The organism is Pseudenhygromyxa sp. WMMC2535, assembly GCF_011083025.2.
Window position 1 is genome coordinate 2,287,430 of the sequence record NZ_JABJWV010000001.1, and the last position, 19,389, is coordinate 2,306,818.

Annotated in this window: 16 protein-coding genes; 9 read left to right on the forward strand and 7 right to left on the reverse strand. The window is 71.0% G+C overall.

The features are described from left to right. Positions 1-10: 10 nt before the first annotated feature. The 8 genes from G6O69_RS08600 to G6O69_RS08635 all read left to right on the forward strand — a co-directional run bounded on the left by G6O69_RS08600 (position 11) and on the right by G6O69_RS08635 (position 8,773). The gene (locus G6O69_RS08600; RefSeq protein WP_255215738.1) at positions 11-982 is read left to right on the forward strand and encodes a DUF58 domain-containing protein; all 972 of its coding nucleotides are present in this window, start codon (positions 11-13) and stop codon (positions 980-982) included. Continuing rightward, on the forward strand, positions 979-2,469 hold the full coding sequence (locus G6O69_RS08605) for a hypothetical protein (RefSeq protein ID WP_172303041.1): 1,491 nt from the start codon (positions 979-981) through the stop codon (positions 2,467-2,469). The genes G6O69_RS08600 and G6O69_RS08605 overlap by 4 nt, the downstream gene beginning before the upstream one ends. Beyond that, complete coding sequence (locus tag G6O69_RS08610; protein WP_172303042.1) at positions 2,466-3,518, forward strand: VWA domain-containing protein; 1,053 nt, start codon at positions 2,466-2,468, stop codon at positions 3,516-3,518. The genes G6O69_RS08605 and G6O69_RS08610 overlap by 4 nt, the downstream gene beginning before the upstream one ends. Continuing rightward, a complete protein-coding gene (locus G6O69_RS08615; protein ID WP_172303043.1) occupies positions 3,515-4,711 on the forward strand; it encodes a VWA domain-containing protein in 1,197 nt (398 codons plus the stop codon). Before G6O69_RS08610 ends, G6O69_RS08615 begins: the two co-directional genes overlap by 4 nt. Continuing rightward, complete coding sequence (locus G6O69_RS08620; protein WP_172303044.1) at positions 4,708-5,673, forward strand: tetratricopeptide repeat protein; 966 nt, start codon at positions 4,708-4,710, stop codon at positions 5,671-5,673. The genes G6O69_RS08615 and G6O69_RS08620 overlap by 4 nt, the downstream gene beginning before the upstream one ends. Continuing rightward, positions 5,670-7,526 carry a BatD family protein gene (locus G6O69_RS08625; protein ID WP_172303045.1) on the forward strand — a complete coding sequence of 619 codons (1,857 nt, stop codon included), beginning with the start codon at positions 5,670-5,672 and terminating at the stop codon, positions 7,524-7,526. Before G6O69_RS08620 ends, G6O69_RS08625 begins: the two co-directional genes overlap by 4 nt. 2 nt (positions 7,527-7,528) lie before the next feature. Then, entirely contained in the window at positions 7,529-8,407 is an 879-nt protein-coding gene (locus tag G6O69_RS42000; protein WP_172303046.1) for an SH3 domain-containing protein, read from the forward strand. Positions 8,408-8,494: 87 nt separating this feature from the next. Then, positions 8,495-8,773 (forward strand): hypothetical protein, encoded by a 279-nt coding sequence (locus tag G6O69_RS08635; RefSeq protein ID WP_172303047.1) that lies wholly within the window; start codon positions 8,495-8,497, stop codon positions 8,771-8,773. Positions 8,774-8,797: 24 nt separating this feature from the next. Here G6O69_RS08635 and G6O69_RS08640 read toward each other — a convergent pair whose 3' ends face one another. Then, positions 8,798-9,988: a hypothetical protein gene (locus tag G6O69_RS08640; RefSeq protein ID WP_172303048.1), complete on the reverse strand. Its 1,191-nt coding sequence runs from the start codon at positions 9,986-9,988 to the stop codon at positions 8,798-8,800. A 99-nt stretch (positions 9,989-10,087) separates the two neighbouring features. Here G6O69_RS08640 and G6O69_RS42005 point away from each other — a divergent pair, with 99 nt between their 5' ends. After that, positions 10,088-11,302 (forward strand): methyltransferase domain-containing protein, encoded by a 1,215-nt coding sequence (locus G6O69_RS42005; protein WP_172303049.1) that lies wholly within the window; start codon positions 10,088-10,090, stop codon positions 11,300-11,302. Between the two features lie 1,111 nt (positions 11,303-12,413). On the opposite strand, the gene G6O69_RS08650 is transcribed toward G6O69_RS42005, so the two are convergent. From G6O69_RS08650 to G6O69_RS08675, 6 genes are all read right to left on the reverse strand, one after another. Continuing rightward, positions 12,414-13,241, reverse strand: coding sequence for a sterol desaturase family protein (locus tag G6O69_RS08650; protein WP_172303050.1), 828 nt, complete (start codon positions 13,239-13,241; stop codon positions 12,414-12,416). 130 nt (positions 13,242-13,371) lie between these two features. Next, positions 13,372-14,538: a hypothetical protein gene (locus G6O69_RS08655; RefSeq protein WP_172303051.1), complete on the reverse strand. Its 1,167-nt coding sequence runs from the start codon at positions 14,536-14,538 to the stop codon at positions 13,372-13,374. A 547-nt stretch (positions 14,539-15,085) separates the two neighbouring features. Beyond that, positions 15,086-16,054 carry an NAD-dependent epimerase/dehydratase family protein gene (locus tag G6O69_RS08660; protein ID WP_172303052.1) on the reverse strand — a complete coding sequence of 323 codons (969 nt, stop codon included), beginning with the start codon at positions 16,052-16,054 and terminating at the stop codon, positions 15,086-15,088. Next, positions 16,051-16,905 (reverse strand): lysophospholipid acyltransferase family protein, encoded by an 855-nt coding sequence (locus G6O69_RS08665; protein ID WP_172303053.1) that lies wholly within the window; start codon positions 16,903-16,905, stop codon positions 16,051-16,053. Before G6O69_RS08665 ends, G6O69_RS08660 begins: the two co-directional genes overlap by 4 nt. A gap of 8 nt (positions 16,906-16,913) precedes the next feature. Next, positions 16,914-17,195 (reverse strand): hypothetical protein, encoded by a 282-nt coding sequence (locus G6O69_RS08670; protein WP_172303054.1) that lies wholly within the window; start codon positions 17,193-17,195, stop codon positions 16,914-16,916. 10 nt (positions 17,196-17,205) lie between these two features. Beyond that, positions 17,206-19,323: a thioredoxin domain-containing protein gene (locus G6O69_RS08675; RefSeq protein WP_172303055.1), complete on the reverse strand. Its 2,118-nt coding sequence runs from the start codon at positions 19,321-19,323 to the stop codon at positions 17,206-17,208. Positions 19,324-19,389 lie beyond the last annotated feature (66 nt).

The window sequence follows — 19,389 nt, forward strand, 5'->3', positions numbered from 1 at the left end:
GCGAGGCCCCATGGCGCGCGCCGATCAGGCACTAGCGAAGCAGCGAGCCGAGCAAGACCAGGCCCGCGAGGCCACCATGGCCTTGCTGCGCGAGGTCCGACGCATCGAGATCCAGACCTCGAGGCTCGTGGATCAGCACCTCTCGGGCTCCTACCAGTCGCTCTTCAAGGGCCGCGGCGTGGCCTTCTCGGAGGTCCGCGCCTACGAGCCCGGCGACGACGTGCGGACCATCGACTGGAACGTCACCGCGCGCACCGGCGAGCCCCACGTCAAGCTCTTCACCGAGGAGCGCGAGCTCACCGTCATGCTCCTGGTCGACATGTCGGCGAGCCTCGACCTCGGCTCGACGGAGGCCGACAAGCGCAACCTCGTGGCCCGGCTGGCCGCGACCTTCGCGTTCTCGGCGATCCGCAACAACGACCGCGTGGGGCTGATCGGCTTCACCGACCGCGTGGAGGTCTTCGTGCCCCCGCGCTCGGGTCGCAAGCACGTCCTCGCCGTGGTCCAGCAGATCCTCACCCACAAGCCCCGCAGCCGACGCACGGACCTGCGCGTGGGCCTGGAGACCATGGCTCGCCTCGGCCGCCGCCACGCCGTGGTCATCTTGATCTCCGACTTCATCGACGCCGGCCTGGCCCAGACCGGCGAGCAAGCCGGCTTCGAGCGCGCGCTCAAGCTGGTCCGCCGGCGCAACGACGTGATCCCCGTGCGCGTCGAGGATCCCATCGAGCTCGAGCTCCCGGGCCTGGGGCTGGTCGCCTTCGAGGACCTCGAGAGCCTCGGCCAGGCCCGCGTCGGGCTCTTCGACCTCGGCGGCCGCCGAGCGCGGCGCTACGCCAAGCAGGTCGCCAAGGAGCGCGCGGGCTTCGAGGGCGTGATGCGTCGCCTTCGCCTCGAGACCATGACGATCCGCTGCGGTGAGAACTGGCAAAAGCCGCTGGTCGCCTTCTTCGAGCGCCGCGCCCGGAGGATGCGGCGATGATCGGCCTCGACGCACTGGCGCTGAGCCTGAGCCTGGTGTTCGCGCCGCCGACCGACGACGCTGCGAACCCAGCCACCCCTGCCCCGGGCGCCTCGGGCCAGGCCGGCCCCGCAGCGCCAGCCGACCCCAAGCCCAGCGCGAACCCAGACGCGAACCCAGACGCGAACCCAAACCCGGCCGAGCCCGCCGACCCGGGGCCCGGCACTGACCCGGACGCGAGCCCAGACCCGGCCGAACCGAGCGCCGGCGCGGACCCTGCCGAGCCCAGCCCGGGCATGGGCGCCGCCCCCAGCAGCGCGGGCGCCCCCGCAGCCGCGCCGCCTCCCCCGGCCAACGACCCCAACTCCCCGATCACGGTCACCACCCGGCTGACCCCGGACCCCTCGCACATCGGCGACTTGCTCACCTTGGAGGTCATCGTGGCCTTCCCGGCCGGGCACAGCGTGAACCTGCCGATCTCCCTCGACTTCGCGCCCCTCGAGCGCGTCGACGTGGTCGAGGGCGAGGTCGAGTCCACCGGCCAGGACCTGCGCAAGCGCTTCACCATCACCTTGCAGCACTTCGACGTCGGCGCGGCGACGGTGCCGAGCTTCCCGATCACCTGGGTCGACCCAGAGGGCGAGGTCCACACCCACGTGGTCGCGGCCCACCCCTTCGAGGTCGAGCGCCTGCTCGCCAACGAGTCCGACCCCCAGCGCATGGGCGAGGATCCGCCGATCTCCCTCGAGTATCCGGCGATCCGCCTGGTCACGATTCTCTACAGCGTGCTCGCCGGGCTGCTGCTCGCCGCGCTGATCGCCTTCGTGGTGATCCAGTGGCGCCGGCGGATCCGCCCGGAGGTCCTGCCCCCGCCCGTGCCGGCCCACGAGCGCGCCCTGGCCGACCTCGAGGCCCTGGCCCAGGAGCGCGAGGCGCTGATCGAGGCCGACGCCTACCAGGACTACTACGTGCGCCTCACTCAAATCGCCAAGCGCTACATCGGCGACCGCTTCGGCTTCGACGCCCTCGACCGGACCACCGAGGAGATCCAGGATCTGCTCGGCCGCGGCGGCGTGTCCATCGACCCCCTCGAGCCGCGCGAGGTCCTGGCCTTCCTGCAAGACTGCGACCTGATCAAGTTCGCCCGCTTCTCGCCCCCGGCCGACGAGGCCCGCGAGGCCCTGAGCCACGTCCGCGGCATGGTCGAGCGCAGCATGCCCAAGGACGAAGGCGACGAGGGCGACGCGGAAGCCCCGACCCCGACCCCGACCCCTGCCCGCGAGCCCAGGGACCCGGACCAGCCCGTGGCCAAGCGGCCCACGCAGGCTGCGGCCGAAGACGCCCCCGCCACGCCCCCGCAGGCGCCAGCCGAGGATGTCACCGCCACGGCCGCAGCTGCCAGCTCGCCGACCTCGACCGAGGCCAAGCGAGACGAGCCGAGCGCCCCCAACGACCCCAACGACCCCAACGACCCCAACGACCCCAACGACGCGGAGGTGAAGTCGTGAGCTGGTCGGCGCGCTGGACCCTGAGCGTGCTGGGCTTCGGCCTGCTCTGCGCCGCCGTCGCCATCGGCGTGGTCCTGACGATCCTCGGCGAGGGCCTGCGCCACGTGGTCCTGGCTCAGCCCTGGGCGCTCGCCCTGATCGTGCTCCCGCTGCTGGCGCTGGTGCTCCGCGCCCTGCTCAGCCCGCGCCCGGCGGCCATGCGCTTCACCCGGACGCGCAGCCTCCAGCGCACGCCGGGCCTGCGCAACAATTTTTGGGTGGTCCTCGCCGACCTCCCCGACGGCCTGCGCTTCGGCGCGCTGCTGCTGCTGACCCTGGCCTGCGCCCGGCCCCAGTCCACGCGCATGAGCGAGCACGTCGAGCACGAGGGCATCGACATCGCGATCGCCATCGACCTCTCGGGCTCGATGGAGAACCAAGACCTCCCGCCCAACCGGCTGACGGCGGCCAAGCTGGTGATCGACGACTTCATCGCCCGCCGGCCCAACGACCGCATCGCCCTGGTCGGCTTCGGCGCGCAGGCCTCGACCGTCGCGCCGCTGACCATGGACCACGCGGTGCTCCGCAAGCTCATCGCGCAGCTGCGCCTGGGCGTGGTCGACGGCAACCAAACGGCGATCGGCGCGGGCCTGGGCGTGGCCCTCAACCGCCTCGAGGGCTCCGAGGCCGACAGCAAGGTGATCTTGCTGCTGACCGACGGGGTCCACAACGCGCCGGGCGTCGACCCCGACTCGGTCGCGCAAAAGGCCGCCGAGCGCGGCGTGGCGATCTACACGGTGCTCATGGGTCGCCGCGAGCTCGGAGCCACGAGCGTCGACGCGGCCCAGCTCGAGCGCCTGGCCAGCGCCACCGACGGCTACGCCTACGTGGCCACGGACATCCAGGCGCTCCAGACCAGCTTTCAAGACGTCCTCGATCGCCTCGACACCTCGGAGATCCAGGGCGAGCAGATCCGCGCCGAGCTCTTCCACTGGCTGCTGTGGCCGGCGCTGCTGCTCTTGCTCCTCGACGTCACCCTTCGCAACACCCGCCTTCGGAGGTTCCCATGAGCGAGCTCGTGTTCGCCAAGCTCGGCCTGGGCTGGCTGCTGCTGCTCGTCCTCGCGGCCGTCGGCGCCTACGCCTGGGGGGCCTACGCCCGCCGCAAGGCCGTGGAGCGCCTCGGCAATTCCACGATGATCCAGCGCCTGACGGCGACCGTGGACCCGGGCAAGCGCCTGGCCCGGGCGATCCTCGTGCTCCTGGCCATGACCGCGACGATCTTCGGGCTCATGCGCCTCCAGTACGGCGGCGTGGCCAAGGTCCTGCCGACCCGCGGCTTGGACATCGTCCTGGCCGTCGACTACAGCAAGTCGATGCTCGCCCAGGACGTCTACCCCAGCCGCAGCGAGCGCCTGGAGGCCGAGCTGACCCGCTTCATCGACGAGTCCGGGCGGCGCGGAGATCGGGTCGGCGTGGTCGTGTTCGCCGGCGAGGCCCGGGGCTTCCCGGTGACCAGCGACATGAGCGTGCTCGAGCTGTTCTTGACCCACGCCGATCCGCGCTTCGAAAACCCCGGGGGCACGGCGATCGGCAAGGCCCTCGACCGCGCCATCGATCTCCTGGTCGCCGTGCGCCGCGAGGGCGCCGAGGGCGAGGGCGCCGACGATGACGAGGACGCCAACGATGACGCGGGCGCTGCCCAGGGCGACGACGCGGACATCCCCCCGGCCCAGGCCGATCAGGTGATCATCTTGCTCACCGACGGCGAGGACACGGTGGGCCGCCCCCTCGAGCTCGCCGAGCGCGCGGCCCAGCTCGGCATCCGGATCTACACCGTGGGCATCGGCTCGACCTCCGGCGAGCCGATCATGACCTACGACGCCGAGGGCGAGCCCGCGGGCTACGCCACCGACGCCGAGGGCAAGCCGATCATGACCCGCCTCGACGAGGAGACCCTGAAGGACCTCGCCGAGGCCACCGCCGGCGAGTACGTCCACGTCTCCCCCGACCGCTTCGGCCTCGACGCCGTCCGCGGGCTCATGGAGGGCCTGGCCACGGCGCAGCGCGAGTCCTCGATCCAGATCCACCGCGAGGAGGGCTTCACCTTCTTCCTGATCCCCGCGCTGGTCTTGCTCAGCGCGGCTCTGGGCATCGGGGATCGCCGCCGTCCTCCCAGCCAGGGCCGCACCGCGCACCTCGAGACCGTCCACCATCCCCCCACCCACGGCGCCAGCAATACCGCCAAGGAGGTGCGCTCATGAGCGCGCGCGCGAGCTTGGTCCTGGGCCTCGGCCTGAGCCTCGGCCTCGTCGAGCTATCTGGCGATCTGTCCGGCGATCTGGGCGACCGCTTCCTCGATCTCCTCGGCCTCGACGAGCAAGAGCCCGGGTGGCTGGCCCGCAACCTGGCGAGCACCGACAGCGACGTCGACGCAGCGATCGAGGCCCTCGACGCCGATCGCCTCGACGAGGCCCTCGCCCACATCGAGGCCGCCATGGCCCGCCGCGGTGAGCGGCCCGAGCTCTTCTACGACCGCGGGCTGGTCCGCCTGGCCAAGGGCGACGCCGAGGGGGCGCGCTCGGACTTCGAGCACGGCACCGAGTCGGAGCACCTCGAGGTGCTCGCGTCGTCGTTCTACGAGCTCGGCAACCTCGACATGGACGCCGAGGACTGGGAGGCGGCCATCGCCAGCTACACCAAGTGCTTGCGCGCGGTGCCGACCCACGAGAACGCCAAGTGGAACCTCGAGCTCGCCCTGCTCCGCAAGGAGGAGCAGGAGAAGAAAGAGCAAGAGGAGCAAGAGAAGCAGGACCAAGAGCAGCAGGACGACCAGCAGCAGCAGGACGACCAAGAGCAGCAGGACGACCAAGAGCAGCAGGACGACCAGCAGCAGCAGGACGACCAGCAGCAGCAGGACGACCAAGAGCAGCAGGACGACCAGCAGCAACAGGACGACCAGCAGCAACAGGACGACCAGCAGCAACAGGACGACCAGCAGCAACAGGACGACCAGCAGCAACAGGACGACCAAGAGCAGCAGGACGACCAGCAGCAACAGGACGACCAAGAGCAGCAGGACGACCAGCAGCGAGAGCAAGAGCAGCAAGCTCAGCCGGTCGAGGCGGGAGACCTCGACGCGGCCCTCGACGCGCTCGATCGCCAAGACGAGTTCCTCTTCGGTCGCCCCCGCGGCCAGCAGCGCCCCGTGGAGAAGGACTGGTGAGCCGCCACCTGGATCGCCGCCGCTTCTTGCACACGAGCCTGGGCGCCGCCGCCCTGGCCGGCCTGGCCGTGGGCCTGCGCGCGGGCGTGGCCGCGGCCGCGGAGGTCGTCATCGAGGCCTCGCTCGGCGCCTCGACGGTCGAGGTCGGTCAGGCCGTGCTCTTGCAGATCACCGTGCAGACCAACGGCGGCCAGGTCTCGGACCCCGAGTTCCCCGGGCTGAAGAACGTCGAGCTCGAGGCCCGCGGGTCGTCCTCGGGCTTCTCGGCCTCCTTTGGCACCGGCCAGCGCACGGTCCGGCGCTCGACGAAGTCCTTCAGCTACGTGCTCGCGCCCCTCGCCCCCGGCGAGATCGAGATCCCCGTGGAGGTCGAGGTCGACGGCAAGCGCTACAGCCCGGCGAGCACGCCCAAGCTCACGGCCACGGGGGCCACGGCCCCGGAGGTCATCGCCCCCGGCGAGGCTCTGGCGCAGCCCACGAGCAACGCCGAGGAGCTCATCGTCTGGCCGGTGGTCGACGACGCCTCGGTCTACGTCGGCCAGCAGGTGTTCTACGAGCTCCAGGTCTGGGAGCGCACGCAGGGTCAGCCCGAGTACTCCACCGCCCCGACCTTCAAGGACTTTTGGAGCGAGGAGCTCGCCGTCCCGCAGCTGCGCCGAGCCCCGCGACGGATGATCGACGGCGTCCCCTATCGCGTGCACCCGAGCATGCGCCGGGCGCTCTTCCCCCAGAAGGTGGGCACCTTGACCATCGGCGGGCCGACCTTCGAGGTCCGCTCGCTCTTCTCCGGCTTTGGCCGCAGGCCCCGGGCGCCGCAGCGCTTCCGCGGGCCCGACCTCGCCGTCGAGGTCAAGGCGCTGCCCGCCGCGGGCCAGCCGCCCAACTTCCCGGCCAACAACGTCGGCCAGTTCGACCTCGAGGTCAGCCTCGACCGCGCCGAGATCATCCAGGGCGAGGCCGTACGCCTGAGCGCGACGATCTCCGGGGCCGGCAACATCAACCTCGTCGAGCTCGAGCCGTGGCCGACCATCGAGGGCGTGCGCAGCTACGAGCCCAAGGCCCAGACCCCCGAGCTCGACCGCAGCGGCCGCGCGCTCGAGGGCTCGCGAGAGATCACCATGCTGCTCGTGGCCGAGCAGCCCGGGACCGTGGAGATCCCCGCCCTCGAGCTGCACTACTTCGACCCCGAAGCCGAGGCCTACCGCGTCGCTCGCAGTGAGCCGATCTCCTTGTCGGTCTCGGCGGATCCCAACGCCGCGCCAGCCGCTGGCACCGAGGGATCCCCAGGCAGCGCGGACGGCCGCGGCGAGGACGACGAGCGCGGCGAAGACGACGAGCGCGAGCTCCTCGCCTCGCCCCTGGCCGGCGCCTCCCTCGAGCGCGTCAGCCCGCGCGAGCGCTGGCTGAGCCACGAGCGCTGGCGCACCGGGACGCTCGCTGCGCCTGCGCTGCTCGCCCTGGGCTGGCTGGGCGCGCGGCTCGTGGACCGCTTTGGCCCCGACGAGGCCACCCGCCGCCGCGCCGCGCTGGGCAAGCAACGCCGCGAGCTCCTCGCCGAGGCCGCCGCCGCGAGCGAGTCCGGCGAGGGCTTTCACCACAAGCTCTCGCGCGCCCTCCAGGACGCCGCCATCGCCCGCGCTGGAGGCGAGGGGGTCGGCCTGGCCCGCGGCCCGCTGATCGAGCTCCTCGCCAAGCGCGGCGTCCCCCGAGCGCAGCTCGAGCAGCTGCGCGCGCTCCTCGACGAGTGTGACGCCGCGCGCTTTGGCGCCGGAGCTGGGGACGCAGCCCAGCGCGAAGAGCAGCTCACCCGCGCGCGGACGCTCCTCGCCGAAAAAACTTGGAGGCCCAAGTGAGCGTGGGCGCGAAGCGTGCCAGGTCGAGCCTGGCCGGCCTCACCCTGGCCGTGGCCGTGACGGCTGCGTGCGCGACCTTGGCGACGCCGAGGATCGCCCGCGCCGACGTCGTCGACGACGCCTACGCCGCGGGCAGCGAGGCCGCCAACGCCGGCGACTGGGCGAGCGCGGCCGAACACTGGCAGCACGCCCTCGAGCTGCTCCCGGGTCGCTCGGCGCAGCTGGACTACGACCTCGGCACCGCCTACGCGGAGCTCGGCGAGCTCGGGCGTGCCACCTATCACCTCGAGCGCGCGCTCCAGCCCGAGGCGCGGCCCAGCGTCGAGCTCGCCGAGCTCACGCGGCGCAACCTCGGCGTCGTCCGCCGCCAGGCCGAGGTCGCCGCCAAGGCCGACGACGCCCAGATCTCGCAGCCACCGAGCTGGTGGGACCTCGCGATCGCTGCCATGGCCGGCCCCGCCTTGGCGTGGCTCAGCATGATCGCCGGCTGGGCTCTGCTCCTCGTCGTGCTCGCGCGCGCGTGGGCCAGGCGCCGCCCCGCGGGCGCCGATCCAGGCAAGGAGCGCGTCTCGAGCGTGGCCGCGTGGACCCTCGCGCTGATCCTCGCCATCGGCGGCGGACTCCATGCCCTGTCGTGGTCCGCCATCCATCAACATCCCGAGGCGATCGTCTTGGATATGACCGTCGAGCTGCGCGATGGACCGGGCGCTCACTCGCCCATCGCCCTGCGCGTGCAGGGCGGATCTCGTGTGCGCGTGCTCGAAGAGCGCTCTGGCTGGACGCGCGTGCGTCTGCCTGCGGGCCTCGAGGGCTGGACCAAGAGCGAGTCAATCGCCCGTCTGGACCGCATGGTGCGAACTGGCGTACGCGCCGCCGATTGAATCGAGGTCATTGCTCCTACATCGCGGCACACAGTCACCCAAAAATGCCGTGGCATCGTTGGAAGTGGAGCGATACTCTTTTTCCTGGTGCTTTCGGTGGTCGCAACGAAGATCCGCGCGGCGAAGGATGGTTCGCTGCAGACCTCCACCACCGGGAGGATCTACGAAGGCTACCTGCTGTCCACCCCCGTCGTCGGCCGCGGCATGGTGCTCTTCCGCGACCCCAACGGGCGGCGCATGGTGACCACCTCGGTGCGCCGGGTGCTGACCACCTCGGACGACTCGGTGCTCTACGTCGAGACCGAAAATAGCGTCTACCGCCTGTCGATCCGCGCCCAGAAACCTGCGGCGGCCATCGCCGGCTGAGCGCGGGTCCAGCTCGAACCAGGCTCAAAACCAAGCTTGGTAGGCCAAGAAGACCTCGAGGGAGGTCGAGAAGGGCAGCAAGGTCTCGCTGCCGTCCTCGTCGCCAGCGTCGCTGTCGACGTCGTCGCCGAGGTCCTTGGCGACCTCGCGGCGAGAGAACACGTGCTGGGCCGCCACGCCCACGGACAGGCCGTGGCGGTTGAGGATCGGGATCCCCAGGCCCGCGCCGCCGCGGAGCATGAAGTCGGGCTGGCTGACCAGCTCGTCCTCGATGGAGTCGGAGGAGATCGGGCGCTGCAAGGTCGAGAGCGACACCCCGGCGGCGCCGCTGACCCGCAAGAACACGGCCCCCAGGGGGATCTGCACCGAGGGTCCGCCGCTGAAGTCCGAGTGCGAGAGCAAGGTGACCCGCGTGACCGAGCCGCCCGAGAAGTTCTCGTAGTTGCTGCGCCTCTGGTAGCGCGAGTGGCCGGCCTGGAACTCCAGGCCAAAGCGCGACTTGAACACCGGCAAGAAGTAGAGCCCCAGCTGCAAGGCCGCGCCCCAGCCCACGGACGAGACCAGCTCGCGGCCATCGCCGAGCAAGATGCCCAGCCTCGCCGCGCCCGCGACCGTGTAGACCGGGCGACGGAAGGGCCGGACCATGACCTCGTTGTTGCGGCGGATCGCAGACTTGCGCGCGGCCGTGGGGAAGTAGGGCAGGTCCTCGCGCAGGGCGAACTCGGCCTCGAGCTCGGGGTCGATGCCCTGCTCGTTTTCTTCGGGGACCTGCGGGCCACCGGGGCCCTCGCCCGGCGGGCGCGTGCCCGGCAGGTTCTCGCTCGGCGGAGGCTCTTGCTCGGGACCCACGCCGGCGGGGCGCTGGTCTTCGGGGAGCTGCTCCGGCTGCGCGGGGAGACCCTCGAGGTGAGGGGCCGGCGGGGCCGCGCCCTCCGTCGTCGCGGGCGCGTCGCTGCTCCCGGGCGCGTCGCTGCTCCCAGACGCATCCCCGCTCGCAGGCGCATCGCTGCTCCCAGGCGCGTCGCTGCTCGCGTCACTGCTCCCAGGCGCGTCGCTGCTCCCAGACGCGTCACTGCTCGCGTCACTGCTCCCAGACGCATCCCCGCTCGCAGGCGCCAGCGCCCCCTCGATCCACGCAGCCGCACGCGCCTCGCGGCCCACTGCGGGCGCGGCCAACAGCGAGGCGATCAACGCGGGCGCGAGGAGTTGCGGCATCGCGGGCACCATAGCCGCGATCTTCGCCCTCGGGTAGCCGCGCCCTCCCCCGCGCCGAGCCGCTCGCCTCGTCGATCCAATCGCGGGTAGCATCCCCGCGTGTCTCCACGGCTCGAGTGGCGCAAGAGCGCAGGCAGGTTCGATCGGCGCGCGGGACCCTGGGTCCGCCGCAAGCAGATCTCCCGGGTCCTCGGCCCGCCGGATCCCGGCGCCATCGCCGAGCTCGTCGATCATCGCGGCGAGACCCTGGGCTACGGCCTCTACTCACCGGAGTCCGCGATCATCTTGCGGCTCCTGGGGCAACGCCCGCCCGCGGCCGACTGGCTCGAGCGGCGCCTCGACGCGGCCATCGCCGGGCGGGCGGCCATGGGCCTCGGCGCTGGCGCCAACGCGTCCACCACCGGCTACCGCGAGGTCAACAGCGAGGGCGACGGGCTCCCCGGTCTAGTCGTGGATCGCTTCGCCGACTGGCGTGTCGCGCAGATCACGACGGCGCCCATGGCCGCCCGCGTCGAGGCCCTCGTCGCGCACCTCGGCCCGCGCCCCGGCGATGACCTGCGCGGGCTGATCGTCCTCGCGCCCGAGTCCGCGGCGACGCGCGAGGGCTTCGACTTGCCGCTGCGCGTCGTCGGTGAAGACGCGCCCAGCGAGCTGCGCTGGCGCGAGCGAGGCCTGAGCATGGCCGCCCCCGCGCCGCCGGCTCAAAAGACCGGGGCCTACCACGATCAGCGCGACAACCGGGCGCACTTCGCCACGCTCTTGGGCGGGGAGGCCATCGATCCCGAGCTCCCCGTGCTCGACCTCGGCTGTCACGTCGGCGGCTTCGCGCTGGCGGCCGCGCGCGCGGGTCGGCGGGTCGTCGCCGTCGACCAGAGCCGCGACGCCCTCGCCCACGCGCGCAAAAACGCGGCGGCCAACGGCCTCCAAGATCGCGTCGAGTTCGTGTCCGCGGACATGTTCGGCGCCCTCGACCACGACGCCCTCGCGGGACCCTTCGCGGCGGCGGTCTTCGACCCGCCCAAGATCGCGAGCAGCCGCCGGGATCTCGACCGGGCCACGGGCGCGATGGCGCGGACGATGACGACGCTGCTCTCGCGCCTGGCGCCCGCGGGGCTGCTCGCGGCTTGCTCTTGCAGTCACCACCTCGGGGGCGACGCCCTCGATCGTGCGCTGTGGTCGGCGGCTGAGCGCAGCGGTCGAGCTTGTACGCGCGTGGCGTCGTGGGGGCCGGGGGGCGACCATCCCGTTTGGCCTGGGCATGTCGAGGGGGAGTATCTTCGGGTCGCTGTGTATCAGCGGCGGTGGGATTCGTGATCTTTCGAGGTGGGGGTGCTGACGGCGGGCACGCGCGCGGGTCAGCAGGGGACTTCGTGGTCTTTCGAGGTGGGTGCTGACGGCGGGCACGCGCGCGGGTCAGCAGGGGACTTCGTGGTCTTTCGAGGTGGGGGTGCTGACGGCATGCACGCGCACGGGCCAGCAGGGGGGGTTCGTGGTCTTTCGAGGTGGGGGTGCTGACGGCATGCACGCGCACGGGCCAGCAGGGGACCCTCAGGCCTCAGACAGACGCTGACTGCGGCCGTCTCTGCGCAGAGCGATTGCCTTCCTTTGATGACGGGATGCGCGTCGAGGGGTGGCTACGTTCGCTAAACTCGCCCTGAGGGTCCCCTCCTGGCCCTTTTGTGCGCGTCTATGTCGGGGGGTATCTCCGCCTCGGTCGGTGAAGGTCGGGGGGGGCGGAGCAGGCACTCGCACGGGTCTGCTTGGTCTTTTTAGGAGGATGGAGGTGACCGGCAGACACGCGCACGGACCAGCAGGGGACCCTCAGGCCTCAGACAGACGCTGACTGCGGCCGTCTCTGCGCAGAGCGATTGCCTTCCTTTGATGAAGAGATGCGCGTCGACGGGGCGGCTACGTTCGCTAAACTCGCCCTGAGGGTCCCCTCCTGGCCCTTTTGTGCGCGTCTTTGTCAGGGGGTGGCTCCGCCTCGGTCAGGAGGGGCTCAGCCTCGATCAGGAGGGGGCTCAGCCTCGATCAGGAGGGGGCTCAGCCTCGATCAGGAGGGGGCTCAGCCTCGATCAGGAGGGGGCTCAGCCTCGATCAGGAGGGGGCTCAGCCTCGATCAGGAGGGGGCTCAGCCTCGATCAGGAGGGGGCTCAGCCTCGGTCAGCGGCTCAGCCTCGGTCAGCGGGGTGGTCTTCGTGATCTCTCGGAGAGCCTCCCGCTATCGGAGAGCCTCCCCGCTCTGCCGCGAAGACTCCCGCATGATGCGACTCGGACAGATCCCTGACTTCGGTCGCGTCTGCGTGGATTGTTTGGTGCAGATGCAGGTCGCCGACGAGTTCGTGCGATGACATCGAGGGCGCTCTGCCCGATCGGAGGAGGGCGCGTTTCGATGGTCGATGCGCGCGCGGCTCAGCGCTGGGGCTCAGACCTCGGCCGACTTGGCCTGATCTTCCAGGCGAGTCTTGCACAGGCGATCCCATAGGGTCATCGCCTCGCCAAAGTTCACGACCGCGTGGGAGTGGTGGATGTTGTGGAAGGCCGAGGTGTTGAGGCCGGTCTTGGGGACCACGGCTTCGAGGGCTCGCAGCGCGACGCCGCAGTGCAGGTAGAAGTTGAGGCAGATGAAGCCGACCACCAGGGCGAAGTAGAGCGGGGCCCAGTGGGTGGCGGCGGGGATGCACAGCAGCAAGATCGGCCAGAAGGTCAGCAGGGACTCCACCGGGCCGACGGCGAAGCCGGCGAAGGGGGTGGGGTCGCGAAAGGCGTGGTGCTTTTTGTGGAAGACGAAGAGCGCCCGGGTGTGCAGCAGGCGATGCTTCCAATATAGCCACGCGTCCACGACGAATACGCCGAGGATCGTCTGGAGCACGACCATGCCCACGCTCAACCCGGCCGCGTCGAGGTCGAGGATCATTCCGGTCGGCTGACCCAGGCGCCACTGCGCCAGCGGCCACGCGGCCATGCAGGCCGCCACCCAGCACGCCCGCGCCGACTCGAGGGCGGCGTCGAGGATGGCCGCGGGCTTGGTGCGTGGGCCCTGGATGCGTCGAGTCGAGCGCTCCGCGAACCAGGTCGCCACGCCGGCGCCCGCGAGCAGCGGGCCCGCGATGGCCACGAAGGCGACGGCCAGGCAGGCGTACCAGGTGCTCGGGCTCGGATGGAGCAGGCCCGCGGCCGTGAGCAGGAAGGGCAGGAGCTTGTCGAAGCCTTCGGCGACGTGGCGAATGGTGGGAGAGCTCGGGGTCGCCATCGCGCGAACCATATCAGGAGCCTCGGTTTTCGGTGACGCCGATCACAGGCTTCACCAACTGCCAAAGCTACCGTCGATGTGACTCGTGCGCACCCACCATGCGCATGGGCCGACGCTCGCTCGAGGGCGCTCAGCCCCCGTGCGCGCTCGCCTGCGTCGCGTCGGCGCCGACCTCGGGTTGGGGGGGGTTTGGCCGAAAGCGAGCGAGCTCTCGCTCCTCGAGGGCGTAGCGGCTGAGCAACCCCTCGGCAGCGGCCTTGGTGCGCAGGTGCTCGAGGAGCACGGCGCGATCGCTGGCGTCGGCCGGCCAGTCTCGGCCCAGCTTGGCCTCGGACTCGGGCGCGAGGCCGCGTCGGCGGGCGCGCTCGCCAAAGCGACGGTCCGCCTTGGGCCGCGCCGCGCAGTGGCCGGCCGAGAACCGGCGGTTGACGACCTCGTAGCTGCCCTCGAAGCCGAGCGACTCGCACTCGCGCTGGTGCTCGCGGGCGGCCCAGATCGCCGTGACGATCGCCGCCAGGCCGTCGTCGTTGCAGAACACCCAAGGCGGCGCCTCGGCGTCCCAGGTAGCCAGGAAGTAGGTCGGATTGAAGCCGTAGGGGCCGTAGCCGTAGCCCCAATAGCTCGTCCGTCGGCGGGCACGCGCGCCATCGCGATCCACGACCTCGAACTCGACGAGGGCGTCGTAGAAGTCGTTGCCGCGAAAGCGCGAGATCCGGGCGAGCTCGGCCTTGGCCTGCCAATACTCGGGGTCGCGGGCGCCGAGCGCCGCCATCGACTCCTCGAGCTGCGCCGCGCGCTCGGGATCCCAGCGGTGCTTTCGCCAGCTGGTCGCCGAAGCCTCGAGATCCGGGTTGAGCACGTGGATCGCGTAGGGGTTGTAGGTCGACTCCCGCAGCGCCCACAGCTCGAGCAGGCGCGGCTCGGCGCCCATCTCCTTGGCGACGAGCTCGACGAGGGAACGAAAGCGGACGCGATCCGCCTCGGTCCAGGTCCGACGCAGGCGCCGATGCCAGCTCCGGCCGCCCTCGCGCATGCGGACCTCGAAGCGCTCACACACGTAGCTGGGCACGCGCGACGCCGGGTCCGCGTCTCGCGTGGTGCCCCTCCCTTCGCCCTGCTCCGTGCCGCTGCGCTCGCGCACGGCGTGGACGATGGTCGACAGCGAAGGCACCGGCGGGTCTTCGAGGAGCACGAAGGCGCCCATCTGTCCGCCGCTGGGCTGCTCGACGGCCTGCTCGGCGCAGGCCGCCATCCACAGCAAGGCCACCAGCTGCGCCAGACGACGCAGCGAGGTCAAGGCCCGTGGGGCTCGGGGGTTCGTTCGCGGATGCCACCCACGTCGCTCGTGGGTCGCTCGTGGGGCACGAGCTCGGCGCGCTTGGGGTGCGCCGATCGGCCGCGTCGTTCTGCACGCTCGGTTCGCCATAATGATAGTGTCGCGGGCCGCGGGAACCGCCCCTCCCTGATGGTCGACGGGTCGAGGCGGTGGTTCGTGGCGCTCGGTCAAGCGGAGGCCGGCGACCCATTGTGGGGGACGCAGATGCGCACGCCACCGGCGCAAAGGCCGGGCCTTCGCCCCATTTGTTTCCTACCTACACATCGTGCCCTCGTTACGAGGGAGCTCACACATGGCCTGAAATGGCCAAATTCAACAGATTGAGCCGGCAGGGGATCGATAATTCAATTCGCCATAGTCACTGAGCAAGAAGCTTGCCAGTGAAGGTACCCGCCCAAATCAGATGATGGGGGAGATCACCTCGCCATTCGCGCCTCCCCGATCCAATTGGCCAATATCTCGAGAATTGGCCGAATTGCCCACGCGGCGATCGGCGCAACGCCAATCCTCACACTTCATCGGCGTGTGCGCGGAAGGCCGCTTCGAATCGCGCATCATCGAGAACGAGCGAGTAGAACAGCCGCTTGGGCTGATATTCGGCGTGATAGCGGGTATGACCGATCATCCGCTGAAAGCGGTTCGCGCCGCGCAACATGGGGCCAGGCACCCGCATGGCTGTAATCCCGCGGGCCTCCAAAAAGCGGCTCAATGGGCCCGAGTCGGGCCCCGCGACGTTGTAGACGCCCTTACCGCGGAGCATCAGCGCGAGCTGTAGATCACGAGCGAGGCGCTCCTTGCTCGTGGGGTTGATCATCGGGTCGAAGCCGATCGGGAGCACCGGGGGGCTGCTCTCGAACAGCAGATTGAGCCCCGACATCACCCCGCCGCCGATCACACCGGCCGGACGCAGGACCATGACCTCGCAGGCCGGGTGGTCCATCTTCGCGCGGCACAAGAACTCCGCGTCGATGATGTCGCGGACGGTCGACGGCGCCTGCGGGTCGAGGTTGAGCTCGGCGTCTTCACCGACCTGATAGTCCCCGCGTGGGCCGACCGCGTAGACGGCGTCGCTCGACAAGAACACGTACTTGCCCACGCCGTGGCGCAGCGAGGCGTCGAGCAGATGGCGGGTCGCGTTGACGTTGTACTCGTGGCGCGAGACGTCGTAGCCCTTGGGGTTGCCCGAGAAGGCCAGGTGCAAGACCGTATCCACGGGCGTGTCCCGAAAGGGCTCGAGCAAGAACAGGTTGTCGACGGCGCGGCGCCTGGCCAGGGCCGCCTGGGTGAAGATGAAGCGCTCCGGGTCGTGGGCCAAGAGCGTGGCCGGGCAGGGGCCCTCGGCGACGGCCAGGACCTTGTCGACGCGCGCGTCGGCGAGCAGGCGCTCGATCAGCGCGATGGCGATCTTGCGGTGGGCACCAGCGACCAGCACGCGGCGCTGGCCGGGACGCAGCAAGCTCGAGCTCGCCTCGCTCATCGCTCCCCCTCGCTGCGCTCACGGACCTCGCGGCCCAGGCGGATCTGCTCGGCGACGGCCGAGCGCACGCGCTCGACCTCGCGGCTGCGGACCTCGATGCTCTCGAGCACCGCGGGGTCGATGGTCAGCGCCTCGCCGTAGTGGATGTAGTAGCGCACCGGCTTGGGCAGCAGCCCCAGCGGCCCGAACAGCGGGAAGGTGCGCGTGACCGGGATGTAGGGCAGGCCGAGGGCCTGGGCGAGCGGGCGCAAGTTGGTGATCACCGTCTGCTGCTCCTCGGCTCCGACCACGCCAAAGGGGATCACCGGGACGCCGTGGCGCGCCGCGAGTTCGACGTGGCCGTGGGTGAAAGGGTAGAGCTGGTAGCGCTCGTCGGCCGGCTTGCCGAGGGCGTCGGTGCCCTCGGGGAAGATGCCCACGAGGTGGCCGTGCTCCATGAGCGCGTCGAAGTTGCGGCGGGTCCCGGGGATCTGCCCGAGGCTGCGAAAGAGCGTGCCGATCACCGGCATGCGGTAGACGAAGAAGTCGACCATGAAGCGGACCAGGCGCGGCGGCTCGAGGCGACGAAAGACGTCGGCGCTGATCATGATCGCGTCGAAGGGCAGGACCCCGCTGTGGTTGCCGACCACGACCCCGGCCCCGGTCGCCGGCACGTTCTCGTGGCCCGCGGACTCGACCCGGAAGTAGTAGCGATGCAGCCAGTAGGCCAGGGCGTAGGCCATGCCCATGCCCTCGGTGGTCGTCCCGAACACGTCCGTGCCCAAGCCGGCGTCGTCGAGGACGTAGGCCTCGACGCGCGCGCGCTCTTCCTCAGGCAGCAGGGCGAAGACGAGGTCGGGTCGAAGTTTCATGGCGCCTCTCAGTAGCGGACCGGCGGACCGGCGGGCTTGTCTCGGGGCGTGCGTCGCTCGAGGCGCAGCTGCCAGTCGTCCTTGGAGATCGGGATCAGGTAGACCGTGGCCCAGACGTTGCGGCGATCCGTGGCGCCCACGCGCCGCGCCCAGTACTCGACGTCGACGACCTGCATGGGCTCGTCGTCGATGACCACGATCTCGTGGATCCGCGGGACGAGCTGCGCGCCCTCGGTGCTCTCGGTGCGAAACAGCAGGCGGCCTTCGCTGGCGTACTCGACGTAGGGCATCGCGGCGTTGCTATAGCAGCTGCTCGCGCAGGGCGTCGACCTCGGAGATCGGCATGGAGCAGGTCTGCGCGCGACAGACCAGGGCGTGGGCGCCAGCGCCGGCGTGGGCCGAGAAGCTCCAGGTGATCGGCCGCGGCGAGCGGCCACGCAGCCGCCGGAGCTCGGCGACCAGCTCACGCAGCGCGGGGTGATCGTGGCGCTCGGCCCTGAGGGTCACGTGGGTGGCCGCGGGGCCGAGCCAGCGCGCGGCCACGATCAAGCCGGCGTTGGCCGACGGCCGGGCCTGAGCGCCGCGAAAGCGCGCCAGGGTCTGCTCGAGGTGGGCCGCGAGCTCGTCGTCTTCCACGGGCGCGCTCGCAGACGAGGCCACGCCCCCGAGCGCCAGCCGAGCGAGGACCTCGACCGCCACGCTCACGCCGCTGGGCAGGGGGGAGTCGTGCTGGCTCTCGCTGCGCTCGAGCAGCGCCTCGCCGTCGTCGGCCACCGTATGAAAGCCGCCGCCCTCGCGGCGATAGTGGGTGAAGAGCTCGATCCCCAGGGCCTCGGCCGCCTCGTGCCAGCGCGGCTCGAGGCTGCGCTCGTGCAGCGCGAGGCAGGCCCGGGCGAGCAGGGCGAGGTCCTCGAGGTAGGCGCGAGTGTGGCCGCGGCCCTGCCACGAGGCCCGCAGCAGCCGACCGCCTGCGTCGCGGTGGCGCGCGAGCAAGAAGTCCGCGGCCGCGCGCGCGAGCTCGTCCCAGCGCGCCGCCGCCTCGGCGTCCTCCCAGGCCAGCTCGGCCGCGTCCGCGGCCGCGCACAGCCCCGCGATCACCAGCGCGTTCCAGGCCGTCAGGATCTTCTCGTCGCGCAGGGGCGGGACCCGCTCGTAGCGCAGCGCGAGCAGCTTGGCCCGCGCCGGCGCGAGCGCGGCGTCGAGCTCGGCCTCCGTCTCGGCGCGCCCCTCAGGCCCGCCTTCGCCCCCCAGCTCGGCCGCGCTCAGCACCGGCCGCCACAGCACGCTCATCCCAGCCTCGAAGTTGCCCGTCGGCCCGCTCGGCACGCCGTGGAGGGTCATGACCCGCGCCGCCTCCTCGGCCCCCAGCGCCGCCTCGAGCTGCGCCGGCGTCCAGCAAAAATACTTGCCCTCGACCCCCTCGCTGTCGGCGTCGGTGGCCGAGTAGAAGCCACCTTCGGCGTCGCGCATGTCGGCCGCGAGGTAGGCCGCGCTCTCCTCCACGACCCGGCGCGCGCAGCCGAGGTCATCGAAGGCCACGGCCGCTCGGGCGTAGAGCTCGAGCAGCTGGCCGTTGTCGTAGAGCATCTTCTCGAAGTGGGGGATCAGCCAGCGCTCGTCGGTGCTGTAGCGGGCGAAGCCGCCGCGCAGGTGGTCGTAGATCCCCCCCCGCCACATCTTCTCGAGGCCCAGGCGCAGGGCCGCCTCCGCGTCCTCTTCGCCCGCCGTGGCCAAAACGAGGAGCAGCGTCAGCGCCGGCACGTTGGGAAATTTCGGCGCGCTGCCAAAGCCCCCGTGCTCGCCGTCGAAGACCGCGAGCAGCCGCCGCCCGGCCTCGTTCAGCGTCTGCGCCTGGATCAGCGAGCCCGCGTCGCCGGCCCCGGCGAGGCCCTCGTCGAGGGCGCCAGCGATGTCCTCGAGCCCGCCCATGAAGCTCTCGACCTGGCGCTCGACCTCTTCGCGCTTGTCCGCCCAGGTCTCGGCCAGGGCGGTGAGCACCCGACGGAAGCTGGGCCTGCCGTAGCGATCTTCTGGGGGGAAGTAGGTCCCGCCGTAGAAGGGGCGCTGGTCCGGGGTCAAGAACACGGTCAGCGGCCAGCCGCCGCCCTGGCCCATGAGCGCGACGACTTTTTGATAGATCGCGTCGATGTCCGGGCGCTCTTCTCGGTCGACCTTGATGCAGACGAAGTTGGCGTTCATCAGCGCCGCGGTCTGGGGGTCCTCGAAGGACTCGTGGGCCATGACGTGGCACCAGTGACACGCGCTGTAGCCCACGGACAGCAAGATGGGCTTGTCTTCGGACTTGGCGCGCTCGAGAGCCTCGGGGCCCCAGGGGTACCAGTCGACGGGGTTTTGGGCGTGCTGGCGGAGGTAGGGGCTGGTGGAATTGGCCAGGCGCTTGGGTGGGGGCTGGTTCACGGGGGGAGTGTGACCCAAGTTTTGGGGGGTCGCTTGGGAGGCACTGACTGTCTTGCTTCTTGGGGG

What these genes read in the sequence shown, in the direction of transcription:
- G6O69_RS08600 (WP_255215738.1), top strand. Translation starts at nt 11, where the DNA reads ATGGCGCGCGCCGATCAGGCACTAGCGAAGCAGCGAGCCGAGCAAGAC.
- G6O69_RS08605 (WP_172303041.1), top strand. Translation starts at nt 979, where the DNA reads ATGATCGGCCTCGACGCACTGGCGCTGAGCCTGAGCCTGGTGTTCGCG.
- G6O69_RS08615 (WP_172303043.1), top strand. Translation starts at nt 3,515, where the DNA reads ATGAGCGAGCTCGTGTTCGCCAAGCTCGGCCTGGGCTGGCTGCTGCTG.
- G6O69_RS08620 (WP_172303044.1), top strand. Translation starts at nt 4,708, where the DNA reads ATGAGCGCGCGCGCGAGCTTGGTCCTGGGCCTCGGCCTGAGCCTCGGC.
- G6O69_RS08640 (WP_172303048.1), bottom strand. Translation starts at nt 9,988, where the DNA reads ATGCCGCAACTCCTCGCGCCCGCGTTGATCGCCTCGCTGTTGGCCGCG.
- G6O69_RS08650 (WP_172303050.1), bottom strand. Translation starts at nt 13,241, where the DNA reads ATGGCGACCCCGAGCTCTCCCACCATTCGCCACGTCGCCGAAGGCTTC.
- G6O69_RS08660 (WP_172303052.1), bottom strand. Translation starts at nt 16,054, where the DNA reads ATGAGCGAGGCGAGCTCGAGCTTGCTGCGTCCCGGCCAGCGCCGCGTG.
- G6O69_RS08665 (WP_172303053.1), bottom strand. Translation starts at nt 16,905, where the DNA reads ATGAAACTTCGACCCGACCTCGTCTTCGCCCTGCTGCCTGAGGAAGAG.
- G6O69_RS08670 (WP_172303054.1), bottom strand. Translation starts at nt 17,195, where the DNA reads ATGCCCTACGTCGAGTACGCCAGCGAAGGCCGCCTGCTGTTTCGCACC.